Source organism: Vibrio sp. 03_296 (assembly GCF_002265885.1).
Genome location: NZ_NPKW01000106.1, coordinates 1 through 12,417 on the forward strand (window position 1 = coordinate 1; position 12,417 = coordinate 12,417).

Sequence of the window (12,417 nt, forward strand, 5' to 3'; positions counted from 1 at the left end):
GTGCTAAGAAATCGCACAAAGGGTGAGAATGTTGGTGTTTCATTTATGCATTTTCGCTAATAAAACGACGATCCAGAGTTGTTAATGGAAGCAGCTACTTGGTGGATTCAAACTCACCAGCTAGATCACTTCGAAAAAGCCAACAAAATCATAGAAATGATTAAATCAGGCAAGTAAAGAACACCTTAAGTCCAAGCCATAACAAGGCGTTTAAGCGGGATTCATGCCGCGTGGCATTTTTGGTTTGCGGTGATTTTTGTGGTGAACGTGGTGTGCGGAAACTTGGTTTATGCGGCATTCACCCCTTAACGCGGCGTTATGCGCTAATTGGAAAAATGACAGGAGTTAACAATGAACCAGCATGAAAAGCTCAATTATGTAGAGTTTGCAGCGAAAGACTTAGAGTCAACGAAAGCGTTCTTTTCAAAGGTTTTTGGCTGGGAATTTGTTGACTATGGGCCTGAATACGCAGCTTTTTCAAATGAAGGTTTAGATGGTGGTTTTTTCAAATCTGAGCGTTCTAGTCGGACGGAAAGTGGTGGCGCACTTTTAGTTTTCTATAGTTCAGACATTGAAGCAACATTGGATAAAGTTGTGAAAAATGGCGGTGAAATCATCCGTCCAATTTTTGAATTTCCTGGAGGTTGTCGTTTTCATTTTGTGGAGCCAAGTGGTAATGAATTTGCTGTTTGGTCTGAAGCACGCGCATAACAAAGCGTTAAAGTGGGATTCATGCCGCGTGGCATTTTTGGTTTGCAGTGAGTTTTGGTGGTGAAAGTGGTCTGCGGAAGCTAGGTTTAGGCGGCACTCACCCCTTAACGCGGCGTTAAATGCTAGGAGGAAAATTGAACATCAGTAAACTAGCAGTAAGTATCTACACGATAGCGAGCATTTTAATTTATGGTGAGATCGTCAACCCTGATTTATTTAATGCTATCGACATAAACTTGGGTATTGTAACTATCAACCAAAATGAGGGAATGGAAGTTACGGAAATTCTGCTGCACCTTGTTGGGGTTCTTTGTATTGCTTTATGCCTCATCAACTGGAAGCTATTTTTATCAAGCCTAAAGCAAGGCTTTAAGAAACATCCCCTGTTAGTCGGTGAAATTAATAAAAAGTTGCAAGCAAAAACGGGGTCAACGACAGATAGAGTTTCAGAAGCAGATATAAAAGGCTTCTTAACTCCAACGGCAAGCACTGGAGCTTGGACCTCCGATTGGATGTAGGTACGACGGAAATATTGGTGTAAAGTTGAGTCGAACCAATGTCTTATTCTGTTTTCTTACTACGCCGATCAGTACACTTTGGCTGTTAAAAGTTGAATTGCTATTTCCATTATTAGCGGCTTTGTGTGCGTGGTGGGTTAGCATTTAACAAACTGTTCAAGAGGGATTCGCAACGCGTGGCATTTTTACTATGCGTTGGTTTTAGTGTCTAAGGTGGTATGCAGCGGCTTCAGTATTGCGTTGCTCACCCCTTAACAGGGCGTTATGCTGCTCAGGAATTAGTCATCGAGGTATGCTAAGTGAAACCAAAAAAACAGCATTGGGTTCCTAGATTCTATCTAAAATCTTTCACCATTGACGGGAAAGGTGATTTGGCATGGTGTTTCCCAAAGAAAAGTGGAGATGCATTTAAGTCGAACATCCGAGATATTGCATCTACAAAGTACTTATATTCACCTGAGAATTCAGATGGAGACCGTTCATGGGATACTGAAGATAAATTAGCGGGTATTGAAAGTACCCTATCGAAAGCTTGGAACCAAATAGCCCATGACTTCATAGATTTAAATAATGATACTTATCGAAAAGCACTATCATTATTTATGGCAACTCTGGTGTACAGAAATCCTTCAATGCTTCCAGTCTACAAAAAAATTCGAACAGAGTTACAAGAGTCAATTTATAGTTTAGGGTTTGATTGTAATGGGCTCCCTAATGTAACTCATTATGTTGATAATAACGGGAAGGTTATAGAAATCGATCGTTCGGACTGGAATGAATTTAACGATGTAAGTGACATAAATAACCACCATTTTTTTGTTGATACAATACTTAAGGAAACGGGTTTTCTTGCTAGGTTGCTGATGAGAAAACGTTGGTCAGTTATTGTCAGTGATAATCCAGTATTTGTAACGAGTGATACACCAGTAACAAAGTTTAACCAGCATTGCGAAACCTTTGGCTATGAAACTAAAGGGACAGTTATTAATTTTCCTTTGAGTCCAACACGATGCTTGGTTTTAGATGACTTACACCATGAAAAAGATGGATGCTACTATAGCTTAAACCATCGGGGTGCAGCAAATTCCTTAACATGGACGCAATGTAATAAATACATCATAACTGGACGTGACCCTGATAAGGTATTAGAAGAAATTCTGCAGCTACATAACGGACCAGCATAACAAACAATTTAAGAGTGATTCGGCACGCGTGGCATTTTTGGTGTGCGTTGGTTTTAGTGATTAAGGTGGTATGCGTAAGCATTGGTATTGCGTGCCTCACACCTTAATTGGGCGTTATGCACCAGGTGAAAAATGAGACCTTTCAAAATAGCTAGCTTACTTAGCTTTTGTCTTGGATGCTTTGTAGGTTTTGTGATTTTATACGCTGCATGGAAACACAATCCGCAGCATCAATATCATTCGGGAAGTCATATTGACTTTGGATACTTAGCTGGGTTGTGGTTGTTCTGGTGTATTAATGTGACCTTAGTTTCTATACCCGTTATTTGGCTAATAGCTAAGATTCTTAATGGCTTCTTGGTTGATCGGGATCGTGCATAACAAGGCGTTCAAGAGGGATTCATGCCGCATGGCATTTTTGGTTTGCAGTGAGTTTTGGTGGTGTAAGTGGTGTGCGGAAACTTGGTTTAGGCGGCATTCACCCCTTAACGCAGCGTTAGGTGAATGGTCAGTGGATTGAACAAGGGTAGTTTTATGAAGTTGTTTTTAGCTTTTTGGCTCGTTTTCACTAGTTTGTTTTCGGTCGGCTTGCATGCCAATGATGCCGTTTTACAACAAGCTTATCAATCGCAACAAAGTGATTTACAGGTTCAAGGATTCGGACAGGTAGTGAAAGTGTTACCTGACGACAACGATGGTTCAAGGCATCAAAAATTCATCTTAAAGCTCAGTAGCGGACAAACATTGCTTGTTGCTCATAACATCGACTTAGCACCGAGAGTTCCAAACTTGAAGGTTGGCGATAGTGTTGAGTTTTATGGTGAATACGAATGGAACAAAAAGGGTGGAGTTCTTCATTGGACTCATAAAGACCCTCAAAATCGTCATACGCATGGTTGGTTGAAACACAATGGGCAGCTGTACGAGTAAATTCACCTAACAAACGCCTCAAGAGGGACTGTCAACGCGCGGCGCTTCCAGTCCCATTGAGCCGCGGTGGTTACGGTTGTTGTGTTTGGGTTTAGTGGTAGTGCGTTGCCAGCCCCTTAGGCGGGCGTTAGGCTATTGAGGAGAATTTGAGCTTGAAAACAGTTTGCGTAGCTCTAAGTATGTTGCTTATTTCATCGCTTGCATATGCAGCAGTCGTTCCTGGTTTTCAGGGGCATTATGAGCGGTATAACAATGATCAAGTGGATACCGACACTGCCTTTATTGACTTAACTAAGGTGGGTTCGAACACATACGAACTATCAGGGACATCAGTTTGGGCAGGAGACTCTTCTTCTGGCCTTGTGAATTTTGGAGAAATCGACGGAGTTGTAACGTTAAAAGGTAATCAAATAGACTATGACGTTGACGGCTGTACTCTCCAAATTTTATTAGATCAAGATACCCTCGTAGTTAGCAAAGACAACGGTTGTGGCGGGCTAAATGTCACCTTCAATGGGACGTACGTGAGAACCTCAGAGAGTCAATAGCCTAACAAACTGTTCAAGAGGGATTCGCAACGCGTGGCATTTTTACTATGCGTTGGTTTTAGTGTTTAAGGCGGTATGCGGCTGCATCGGTATTGCGTTGCTCACCCCTTAACAGGGCGTTATGCAAATATTCAATCAGCCGATTTTCCAGTGCTCAGGTCTAGGCTATTGGCGAAAATAAATTGGCTAACTGGCTACAGCATTCTGGTAAACTGCGACCAAACTAAGCGGTATTATTAGGATCCAAGCGATGAGCCAAGAGCAACCAAACAACCCTTTACATGGATTAACCTTAGAGAAGATCCTTGTTCGTTTACAAGAGCACTATGGTTGGGAAGGGTTAGACAGAGAAATTCAAATTAACTGTTTTTACAGCAATCCATCAATCAAATCTTCTCTTAAGTTTTTGCGTCGCACACAGTGGGCGAGAGACAAGGTTGAGGCTTTGTATATAGAGACGTTTTGCCGTTAAGAACATTTGCATAACAAGGCGTTTAAGTGGGATTCATGCCGCGTGGCATTTTTGGTATGCGGTGGTTTTTGGTGTTGAAAGTGGTCTGCGGAAAGCTGGTTTATGCGGCATTCACCCCTTAACGCGGCGTTATGTGGAATAGAGAAGAATGAACAAAACTCTAAAAATTATATTAGTGTTAAGCATGTTTATTATGATCCAAATCGTTGGGTCAGTTGGATACTTTAAAGTTCAAACACAGGAATTGTGCATAAAGGTTAGTGATATAATAGTAAATAATGGCTCACTAGAACAAATAAACAGCGAAGCAGCCAATTATCAGTTTGAACCAGCAGGGAACGGTATAAGTCAGGTTCTATTTTTTAAGCTTTATACTATCCCTGGTTTATGTATTGTTACCATAAATAATGGAAAACCTATTAATGCTAAATATAGCAGCTCCACATAACAAGCAATTTAAGAGGGATTCACAACGCTTGGCATTTTTACTTCTACTTCAAATTTAGTGTTTATGGCACAATGCTTTGAGTTGGGTGGTAGCGTTGTTCACCCCTTAATTGGGCGTTAGCAAGCAAAAAGGAAGTTAAAGTTGAGTGATAAAGTTATTTGGTTTTGCTGTTTCGCTTTACTATCAGTCGGAATAATTTTGGGGGTGAACCTAGATAGCAATTCGACGACTTTGGATTCTTTTTATAAGGTGTTTGGGGTTGTTTCAGGGATAGGTACTTTGCTAACAGCCATAATTGCAAGCTCAGCTTTGTATACATGGAGGCATCAGTTTAGTCATTCCGAACGTTTCAAAGCATTGACGGAATTAGAGCAAGTTTCTATGGAATGTATTAGCTCTATAGAAAAGTATAGAGGTGTTTACGAAGATGAGCATTTACCTGTTAATACACCTTTTTATTACCCAGATCATGCTGAAGCAAAAAGAGAATACCGAAAAGCCTTCGAGGATGCTAAAGAACGGTATAGAGTAGGCGTTGATTTTGTGCAATCTCTGTTGACACCAAAAGAGCTAACATCGTTTAAATTTACTTATGGTTATTTCACAGCCCAGATACACGGAATATCTAATCGTATCGTGAACTCGTATGAGCACTTTGAAGGCGAGGAACGGCACCAAAACCTTATCAAAGTTGAGGCGGATATTTTGGATCTTAAACTTGAAATTAAAGAAAGTTTAAGAAAATTCCGTGGACGCTGATGCTTGCTAACAAACGCTTCAAGAGGGACAGCCAACGCGTGGCATTTTTACCATGCGTTGGTTTTTGTGGTTACGGTTTTGTGCGGAAAGTGAGTAGTAGCGTTGGCTGCCCCTTAAGCGGGCGTTAGTAGCTTAGGAGTAAAAATGGGATTAATGATCCATTCAATGGGAGAAGTTCCCGCTAATGTGGAAAGATCCTTCTACATTTATCTATTAGATTATGGTTGGCAGGAGCCAATCCGTGATGCTTTATTTGAAAATTTTCATCTATTGGCAGATCACGCATCGAAAAATGATGCTGTAGTCTTTCAAGGTACTGTTGGGCATCATTTCACCGATGAAGTATTGTCATGGCACAGTGTCAATGGAATCGATGGTAAAGAAATTTTGCCAGCAATTTTGATTACTACTAGAAATCCACATGAATTTTCAGAACGTCGCATTGATCCAGCTGAACACAATATGCTACTTGTACCATTAAAAAATGTCTGTACAACAGCTACTGATGTAATTGGTGTTATTCAGAAAATAGTAGCGGATATAGCAGCTAAAAAGGAATTACCTGATTTTACAGTTGCACAGGAAATAAAGGCAGGTGATTCAGGTTCATTAGTGGATGCTTTAATTTTACAGCCTAATATCTCTGGTATTGGAGTTGACTTCAACAAGATCATTTCTTTGTTTAGGCGTAAGAAATCGGCACGCTACTAACAAAGCATTTAAGAGTGATTCCCAACGCTTGGCATTTTTCATTCCATCGTTGGTTTTTGTGTTTAAGGCGCCATGGTTTGGGGCAGGTGGCAGCGTTGCTCACACCTTAATGCGGCGTTATATGCTCTAGAGGAAATGGATAATTCGATGATCGAGACTGAAAGACTAATACTTAGCCCTGTAACTCCAGAAGATCTTGATATTTATAAGAAGCTTTTGACTTGCGCTGAAACAACAAGATATTTACCGGGTGGAAAGCCTTTTAGCTTGGAGTATATTCAGAATTACGTACCAAGCAAAGTGGCTCACTGGTCGAAAGGCTATGGCACTTTCATTGTTGCGCTAAAAAGTAAGCCATCTCAAAAAATCGGTTATGCTGGCGTCGAGTTAGTTCCTGACTCGAATTTTTCAGATATTAGGTATGCATTACTACCTCAATATCAAGGTAAAGGGTACGCGTTTGAAGCTTCGAAGGCTGTGTTAAATTTCACCTTGGAATCGAGTTTGGTGTCTGAGGTTTATGGTGTAGCGGTAATAGAAAATTTGGCATCAGAAAAACTACTCCGTAAGCTTGGTATGCAAGAATCCGCAGAGCGTTTATACGATAGTGATGACTTGGTTACTCTCTCGACTCAAACACGCATATAACAAACTGTTCAAGAGGGATTCGCAACGCGTGGCATTTTCACTATGCGTTGCGTTTAGTGTTTAAGGTGGTATGCGGCAGCTTCGGTATTGCGTCGCTCACCCCTTAACAGGGCGTTAGGCAAATCCAAGGAGTTTGAGATGAAACTGACATGCCATTGCGAAAATGTAACTCTTATTTTGAGTGAAATCCCAACAGAAGTTGGTGAGTGTAATTGTTCAATTTGTCGACGTTATTCTGCTTCTTGGGCGTACTTTTCTCCGGAACAAGTCGATGTCACCATGACAAAACCAACAGATTTCTACTGTTGGGGTGACAAAGAAGTCGAATTTCATCGGTGTTCAGTTTGTGGTTGCATTACTCACTATGTAACTACAGCCAAATGTCTGGATAAAATCTTGGCCATAAACATGCGAATGGCTGAAGAAGAAGTATTGTCGGGTATTGCAGTGAGAAATATCAATGGCGCATCGTACTAATTTGCCTAACAAAGCGTTAAAGAGGGACTTGGCACGCGTGGCATTTTCAATTTGCGTTGAGTTTAGTGTTTAAGGCGTGATGCGGTTACTTTTTTAGTGCGTGCCTGCGCCCCTTAACGCGGCGTTATGCTTAATCAAGTAAAATCAGTGGTTTATGGTTTTTCTTTGTTCCCTCGGCTTTTCAGTTTTGTGTTTGTCGGCAAGCCGGCTTTTGTGAGCGCTATTTTCTGGACATCCATTCTTGGGCGCTAAAAATTCCGAGAGTTGCCTCAATCAATTTTCGGGTAAGCGCGATGTTAGGGCGGTTGGCTCAATCAGAAATCCATTTCTAGGTTTCAAACTTCAAACTAGATCTGCCAAAATTCCTAACCTGAATATCAAAACTATGATTCATTTCGGTTTTCTAAGTTTTGGCTTTTGTTTCTTAATCAAAGTCGAGTTAATCTTGTTTCCAGAAAAACGTAACCCATTGAAGCTTAAGCATAACAAGGCGTTCAAGAGGGATTCATGCCGCGTGGCATTTTTGGTTTGCGGTGATTTTTGTGGTGAAAGTGGTCTGCGGAAACTTGGTTTAGGCGGCATTCACCCCTTAACGCAGCGTTATATTAAACGGTTAAATATGAAGAGTAGACGATTTATAAGCTTACCCTCGCTAGTTCAAAAAGAATTGCAGCATCAATATCAGCACCTTCATGATGCGCTTGTTGGTATGTATGATGGTGAAGATACATGTATCAAAAGCACATCGGTCTCTGTTTTTGACCATTGGTTGTCGCCTAACGAAGCGACGGCAATGCTTCAAGATGTGACGAGTTCTATGCAAAATGAATACAACAGTCGCTTACATAAGTTTGTCTGCCTGCTTAGTGATTCATATGAATGTTATCTGGTTTTATACAAGGGACGTTATTCGACCAGAATCACGTACAGGAAGTTCACGTCGGATAATGCTCGATTTAAAACGCTCTTACCCTCTGATTACAGAGTTCCAGATAAAGATAGGTTTAAGTTTGTAATACCTCAGTTAGGGATTATTTACTTTGAGGGTTGTGATTTTACTCACAATTTCTATTTCTCGAATGAAAGTGTTTTAAAGCTTATTTCCACGTACGCAAAGGAAGCAGAGGTATATTTAATATAACAAACTGTTTAAGAGTGATTCGCAACGCGTGGCATTTTCACTATGCGTTGCGTTTGGTGTTTAAGGTGGTATACGGGAGCTTCTGTATTGCGTTACTCACACCTTAACAGGGCGTTAGCTGGCAAAGGAGAACAAGTGAGCCCGAGATTGATTGGCATTCAAAATGGCATAATTGTATTCGTATTTTGGTCATGCGTCGGTCTAATTTTAGTTTCTGATTGGCGTATTGCTATCCCATGGTTTTCAGCTTATTTATTCCCAATATCTCTAGTAGTCACGTGGCGTAGCACGAAGCTGAGTTACAACCTTGCCAAACAATGTGTGACGGCCAAGGCCTACGTAGTAGAAGGTTTTTGGGTCGGTTTTACTGTGTGCATCGTGTTTTTTGGGTTAACAATCTCTAACCAAGCTTTGGCTGCCGGAAGTGTATTTGATGGCGCAGATTTTAACGACATCATAAAGTATGTTCTGTTTTTCGCCTTGCCAATCAGTGTTTCTGTAGGTTTGCTTGGTTCTGTTCAAGGTTGGTTGTTCTTTCACCTTAACCGTTGGCAGTTAGCCAGCTAACAAAGCGTTCAAGAGGGACTTGGCACGCGTGGCATTTCCGGTTTGCGGTTTGTTTAGTGGTTAGGGCGTGATGCGGTCACCTTTGTAGTGCGTGCCTGCGCCCCTTAACGCGGCGTTATGTGTCTTTCCGGAATTTATCTTTCTAAATCAAAAAGTAAAAATTAGAATTGCGGAAAATGTTTCTAGTGGATTACTAGTATGAATCGCCACAATATCATTGGGTTCTTATCATCGGTTTTATCTTTGAGTACCCTAGTTTTCGTCATCATGGACGGATCTCACTTTCCGCTTCTCGTTTGGCCTTACGAAGCTTTCCTGGGCTTGGTATTTTCTTTCGTTTGGGGTTTTGGTGTCTCGGCAACAGTTGGCTATCTTTTCTCAATAATAGTTACTGTTACTGTAGCGGTAGTAAGTTTCGCATTGGGGCATAAGTTATCGCGCTTTGTTGTCAAAAAAGGTAATCTTTAGCTGTTAATTCAAACACATAACAAGGCGTTCAAGAGGGATTCATGCCGCGTGGCATTTTTAGTATGCGGTGATTTTTGGTGGTGAAGTGGTCTGCGGAAGGTTGGTTTATGCGGCATTCACCCCTTAACGCGGCGTTATGTGGTTTCTCGTGCTCTAACTTCTTCATTATGATAATATTTTTTGCTCTAACTCAATAGCGTAAATGTATGTATAGTCAAAAAGTCTCTGACGTTATTACCAACTTGGCAAGAGTAAATAAACTAGCTCAAGCCGGAGTGATTTTCTGGAACTCGCTGATACTTCCAGTTCTTATTGCCATTTTTGTTACTCACCTGTTGGAGGTTTATAAACAGGAGAATGGAAGCATTAGTAACCTTGTCTGGTCACTTGTTGTATTAGTTACGTTCTTTCATTTCTTTATTGTCTATCTCCAATTTCGTGGTTCATCGATGGATACTATGCTTTGTGAGTATCAAGAAAAGGACGCTGCGTTAAAAGATATTGGAGACGAGTTTTCTGAACTGGATAAATTATATCAAGCAGATACACAGTTCTTTTCAAGTCAAAGATCTGCAACCCGTTTTGCTGTTAGTTCTTTGAGTTATGCAATCGGCAAAATCCGAAATATAGAGCAAGAAGGTGAGCGAGCTAAACCTGAAGAAATGCAAGCTATGTTACACAGTTTGATTTGGCCTCTGGTAGTTTATCGTGAAAAATTGTTCAATTTTCAATCGGGAGTTCTTTGGAATATAGCTCTTTATGGTCCAAACAATGACGGAGACCTAATACCTATCTGGCGTATGTGTGATGAGCGCATACAACCCCGAAATCGAGTTTGGAAACCAGGTTTTGGTGTTGTTGGATTGTCATATTTGCATAAAACGATTAAATATCATGAAGATATTTCAAAAGGTATGGACAGTGAGCACAACTCTGAAGCTGACAACGAAACGTACAAAAGCATAATCGCTGTTCCTGTCGTGCCGTGCGAAGATGGCTCAAGCTCATCAGATCATAGGCCTTCTGGGGTGCTATTGATAACTAGCAGCGCAGCTGAACAATTTAATCTAGATCGTGATGCATCATTCTTACAAATTTATGCTAATCTAGTAGCAATTCTTTTGGAAAAAATACAAACTTACACAGAGCACACACTAGTAGATAAGACTGAAGGAGGGAGTTATGAGTAGAAAAAACCCTCATGTCATCATGGGCCAAGTTGTCCAAGGTACATCAGACAAAGGGTATAGCGTTGAGGTTAAATATTACAACTCTACAGCCGATAACGTTTATCAACCAGATGCTCAGGATATGTTGAGTGAGTTGGATAATGACTTAGATAGGCTTCGTCGTATGATTAAGGCTAGAACTCACAGACTGTCCTCAAAGTTGGCTACCAACAACGCTAGTTAAAACCACATAACAAAGCATTTAAGAGTGATTCCCAACGCTTGGCATTTTGATGTCATCGTTGGGTTTTGTGTTTATGGTGGTATGGTTTTGTTTCGTGTTAGCGTTGCTCACACCTTAATGCGGCGTTATGTTTAATCACTTAAAATCAGTTGGTTGCATCTTTTCTTTGCTTTCTCAGCTTTCTAATTTTGGTCTTTTCGGCAAGTTACGTTTAGTGGTCGCTGTTTTCTGGACTCCAATTCGTGGGCGCTAAAAATTCAGAGAGTTGCCTCATTAAAGTTCAGTGCGTTTGTGAGTCGAATGAAGCGATGTTAGTTTCAACGTTTGAGCACCAGCTTTCGGTTTCTCACACTAAAATCTCAATGTCAGTACAATCAAATTTATGAGTTAATTCAGCTTTTTAGCTTCTAACTTTGGTTTTCAAAGATAAGTCGAGTTAAGCTCTTGGTATCGTAAAACTTAACCGTTCGAGTCTTAAACATAACAAGGCGTTTAAGCGGGATTCATGCCGCGTGGCATTTTTGGTTTGCGGTTGGTTTTGGTGGTGAAAGTGGTCTGCGGAAGCTTGGTTTATGCGGCACTCACCCCTTAACGCAGCGTTAGCTAAGTTATCGAAATTACATCTGAAAGAGGCAAAGGGAATTGAGTTCGAGAAATGGATTTTTTGTCCAATGCGACCACTTGTTGGCAAGTCCTGGTCGTAGGTGTGTTGGCGATTGGCTAGATTTGGTAATAACAGGCTTCATCTTTTGTTTGTCGCTTTGGCTTTTGACTCAAATGGATGTTGATTTCGAGGCGGCTCGAATAGGTTCGGTCTCACTCAGCGTTGCGTATTTCCTATTTTGTGACTGTTTGCCCAATGGTCAGAGTATGGGTAAGCGGCTAGTCGGCTTATCAGTAAAAAGTGCTAGAACTGGCCAAGACTGTAACGTCATTCAATCTATCTTCAGAAATGCATTAGGTGCATTGTTAGGGCCAATTGACTCCCTATTTATACTTGGTAAAAAGAGACAGCGGCTAGGTGATAAATTGGCGAACACAATGGTGATAAAACTTAGCTAACAAGGCGTTAAAGAGGGATTCATGCCGCGTGGCATTTTTGGTTTGCGGTGATTTTTGTGGTGAAAGTGGTCTGCAGAAACTGGGTTTAGGCGGCACTCACCCCTTAACGCGGCGTTAGCTAAGTTATCGAAATTACATCTGAAAGAGGCAAAGGGAATTGAGTTCGAGAAATGGATTTTTTGTCCAATGCGACCACTTGTTGGCAAGTCCTGGTCGTAGGTGTGTTGGCGATTGGCTAGATTTGGTAATAACAGGCTTCATCTTTGTTTTGTCGCTTTGGCTTTTGACTCAAATGGATGTTGATGTCGAGGCGGCTCGAATAGGTTCGGTCTCACTCAGCGTTGCGTATTTCCTATTTTG

22 protein-coding genes and 5 pseudogenes are annotated in these 12,417 nt (G+C 41.1%); all 27 read left to right on the plus strand.

The window, feature by feature from the left end; genetic code table 11:
- Positions 1 to 177 (plus strand): annotated as a pseudogene (locus CIK04_RS33285) (DUF6500 family protein); the annotation flags it as partial.
- On the plus strand, positions 165 to 365 hold the full coding sequence (locus CIK04_RS35525) for a DUF3265 domain-containing protein (RefSeq protein WP_097353747.1): 201 nt from the start codon (positions 165 to 167) through the stop codon (positions 363 to 365). The pseudogene CIK04_RS33285 and the gene CIK04_RS35525, both read left to right, overlap by 13 nt.
- Complete coding sequence (locus CIK04_RS13010) at positions 352 to 711, plus strand: VOC family protein (protein ID WP_017790372.1); 360 nt, start codon at positions 352 to 354, stop codon at positions 709 to 711. Before CIK04_RS35525 ends, CIK04_RS13010 begins: the two co-directional genes overlap by 14 nt.
- 17 nt (positions 712 to 728) lie before the next feature.
- On the plus strand, positions 729 to 830 hold the full coding sequence (locus tag CIK04_RS35530) for a DUF3265 domain-containing protein (protein WP_187567832.1): 102 nt from the start codon (positions 729 to 731) through the stop codon (positions 828 to 830).
- A gap of 15 nt (positions 831 to 845) precedes the next feature.
- Positions 846 to 1,229, plus strand: coding sequence for a hypothetical protein (locus CIK04_RS13020; RefSeq protein ID WP_128824617.1), 384 nt, complete (start codon positions 846 to 848; stop codon positions 1,227 to 1,229).
- A 125-nt stretch (positions 1,230 to 1,354) separates the two neighbouring features.
- Positions 1,355 to 1,484, plus strand: a pseudogene (locus CIK04_RS13025) (DUF3265 domain-containing protein).
- Between the two features lie 44 nt (positions 1,485 to 1,528).
- Entirely contained in the window at positions 1,529 to 2,413 is an 885-nt protein-coding gene (locus tag CIK04_RS13030; protein ID WP_097353646.1) for a DUF4238 domain-containing protein, read from the plus strand.
- Positions 2,414 to 2,790: 377 nt separating this feature from the next.
- The gene (locus tag CIK04_RS13040; protein ID WP_080721959.1) at positions 2,791 to 2,913 is read left to right on the plus strand and encodes a DUF3265 domain-containing protein; all 123 of its coding nucleotides are present in this window, start codon (positions 2,791 to 2,793) and stop codon (positions 2,911 to 2,913) included.
- A gap of 34 nt (positions 2,914 to 2,947) precedes the next feature.
- A complete protein-coding gene (locus CIK04_RS13045; RefSeq protein WP_061897964.1) occupies positions 2,948 to 3,343 on the plus strand; it encodes a DUF3465 domain-containing protein in 396 nt (131 codons plus the stop codon).
- 152 nt (positions 3,344 to 3,495) lie between these two features.
- Complete coding sequence (locus CIK04_RS13050; protein WP_128824618.1) at positions 3,496 to 3,891, plus strand: hypothetical protein; 396 nt, start codon at positions 3,496 to 3,498, stop codon at positions 3,889 to 3,891.
- 9 nt (positions 3,892 to 3,900) lie between these two features.
- A pseudogene (locus tag CIK04_RS13055) lies at positions 3,901 to 4,003 on the plus strand (DUF3265 domain-containing protein).
- A 138-nt stretch (positions 4,004 to 4,141) separates the two neighbouring features.
- Positions 4,142 to 4,363 (plus strand): VF530 family DNA-binding protein, encoded by a 222-nt coding sequence (locus CIK04_RS13060; RefSeq protein ID WP_047706151.1) that lies wholly within the window; start codon positions 4,142 to 4,144, stop codon positions 4,361 to 4,363.
- A gap of 10 nt (positions 4,364 to 4,373) precedes the next feature.
- A complete protein-coding gene (locus tag CIK04_RS35535; RefSeq protein ID WP_097353643.1) occupies positions 4,374 to 4,505 on the plus strand; it encodes a DUF3265 domain-containing protein in 132 nt (43 codons plus the stop codon).
- Between the two features lie 6 nt (positions 4,506 to 4,511).
- Positions 4,512 to 4,811 (plus strand): hypothetical protein, encoded by a 300-nt coding sequence (locus CIK04_RS13070; protein WP_005526314.1) that lies wholly within the window; start codon positions 4,512 to 4,514, stop codon positions 4,809 to 4,811.
- A gap of 141 nt (positions 4,812 to 4,952) precedes the next feature.
- A complete protein-coding gene (locus tag CIK04_RS13075) occupies positions 4,953 to 5,570 on the plus strand; it encodes a hypothetical protein (RefSeq protein ID WP_097353642.1) in 618 nt (205 codons plus the stop codon).
- Between the two features lie 144 nt (positions 5,571 to 5,714).
- Positions 5,715 to 6,281 carry a hypothetical protein gene (locus CIK04_RS13085; RefSeq protein WP_097353640.1) on the plus strand — a complete coding sequence of 189 codons (567 nt, stop codon included), beginning with the start codon at positions 5,715 to 5,717 and terminating at the stop codon, positions 6,279 to 6,281.
- Between the two features lie 147 nt (positions 6,282 to 6,428).
- Complete coding sequence (locus CIK04_RS13095; protein ID WP_080992566.1) at positions 6,429 to 6,929, plus strand: GNAT family N-acetyltransferase; 501 nt, start codon at positions 6,429 to 6,431, stop codon at positions 6,927 to 6,929.
- Positions 6,892 to 7,036: pseudogene (locus CIK04_RS13100) on the plus strand (DUF3265 domain-containing protein). The gene CIK04_RS13095 and the pseudogene CIK04_RS13100 overlap by 38 nt, the downstream one beginning before the upstream one ends.
- 31 nt (positions 7,037 to 7,067) lie before the next feature.
- On the plus strand, positions 7,068 to 7,406 hold the full coding sequence (locus CIK04_RS13105; RefSeq protein ID WP_045595223.1) for a GFA family protein: 339 nt from the start codon (positions 7,068 to 7,070) through the stop codon (positions 7,404 to 7,406).
- Positions 7,407 to 7,888: 482 nt separating this feature from the next.
- Positions 7,889 to 8,010: pseudogene (locus CIK04_RS35540) on the plus strand (DUF3265 domain-containing protein); the annotation flags it as partial.
- A 672-nt stretch (positions 8,011 to 8,682) separates the two neighbouring features.
- On the plus strand, positions 8,683 to 9,114 hold the full coding sequence (locus CIK04_RS13125; protein ID WP_097353639.1) for a hypothetical protein: 432 nt from the start codon (positions 8,683 to 8,685) through the stop codon (positions 9,112 to 9,114).
- A gap of 198 nt (positions 9,115 to 9,312) precedes the next feature.
- Positions 9,313 to 9,582, plus strand: coding sequence for a hypothetical protein (locus tag CIK04_RS33295; protein WP_097353638.1), 270 nt, complete (start codon positions 9,313 to 9,315; stop codon positions 9,580 to 9,582).
- A 206-nt stretch (positions 9,583 to 9,788) separates the two neighbouring features.
- On the plus strand, positions 9,789 to 10,772 hold the full coding sequence (locus CIK04_RS13140; RefSeq protein ID WP_097353637.1) for a GAF domain-containing protein: 984 nt from the start codon (positions 9,789 to 9,791) through the stop codon (positions 10,770 to 10,772).
- Entirely contained in the window at positions 10,765 to 10,995 is a 231-nt protein-coding gene (locus tag CIK04_RS13145; protein ID WP_232708702.1) for a hypothetical protein, read from the plus strand. Before CIK04_RS13140 ends, CIK04_RS13145 begins: the two co-directional genes overlap by 8 nt.
- 480 nt (positions 10,996 to 11,475) lie before the next feature.
- Positions 11,476 to 11,598: a DUF3265 domain-containing protein gene (locus CIK04_RS13150; protein ID WP_103175787.1), complete on the plus strand. Its 123-nt coding sequence runs from the start codon at positions 11,476 to 11,478 to the stop codon at positions 11,596 to 11,598.
- Positions 11,599 to 11,679: 81 nt separating this feature from the next.
- Positions 11,680 to 12,057 (plus strand): RDD family protein, encoded by a 378-nt coding sequence (locus CIK04_RS13155; RefSeq protein WP_325205714.1) that lies wholly within the window; start codon positions 11,680 to 11,682, stop codon positions 12,055 to 12,057.
- A 28-nt stretch (positions 12,058 to 12,085) separates the two neighbouring features.
- Positions 12,086 to 12,175: a DUF3265 domain-containing protein gene (locus CIK04_RS13160; RefSeq protein WP_128824620.1), complete on the plus strand. Its 90-nt coding sequence runs from the start codon at positions 12,086 to 12,088 to the stop codon at positions 12,173 to 12,175.
- Positions 12,176 to 12,417 lie beyond the last annotated feature (242 nt).

Excerpts from the sequence above, each read along its gene's own strand:
- CIK04_RS13145 (WP_232708702.1), top strand. The coding sequence starts at position 10,765 with ATGAGTAGAAAAAACCCTCATGTCATCATGGGCCAAGTTGTCCAAGGT.
- CIK04_RS33295 (WP_097353638.1), top strand. The coding sequence starts at position 9,313 with ATGAATCGCCACAATATCATTGGGTTCTTATCATCGGTTTTATCTTTG.
- CIK04_RS13010 (WP_017790372.1), top strand. The coding sequence starts at position 352 with ATGAACCAGCATGAAAAGCTCAATTATGTAGAGTTTGCAGCGAAAGAC.
- CIK04_RS13140 (WP_097353637.1), top strand. The coding sequence starts at position 9,789 with ATGTATAGTCAAAAAGTCTCTGACGTTATTACCAACTTGGCAAGAGTA.
- CIK04_RS13060 (WP_047706151.1), top strand. The coding sequence starts at position 4,142 with ATGAGCCAAGAGCAACCAAACAACCCTTTACATGGATTAACCTTAGAG.
- CIK04_RS13105 (WP_045595223.1), top strand. The coding sequence starts at position 7,068 with ATGAAACTGACATGCCATTGCGAAAATGTAACTCTTATTTTGAGTGAA.
- CIK04_RS13095 (WP_080992566.1), top strand. The coding sequence starts at position 6,429 with ATGATCGAGACTGAAAGACTAATACTTAGCCCTGTAACTCCAGAAGAT.
- CIK04_RS13045 (WP_061897964.1), top strand. The coding sequence starts at position 2,948 with ATGAAGTTGTTTTTAGCTTTTTGGCTCGTTTTCACTAGTTTGTTTTCG.
- CIK04_RS13085 (WP_097353640.1), top strand. The coding sequence starts at position 5,715 with ATGGGATTAATGATCCATTCAATGGGAGAAGTTCCCGCTAATGTGGAA.
- CIK04_RS13070 (WP_005526314.1), top strand. The coding sequence starts at position 4,512 with ATGAACAAAACTCTAAAAATTATATTAGTGTTAAGCATGTTTATTATG.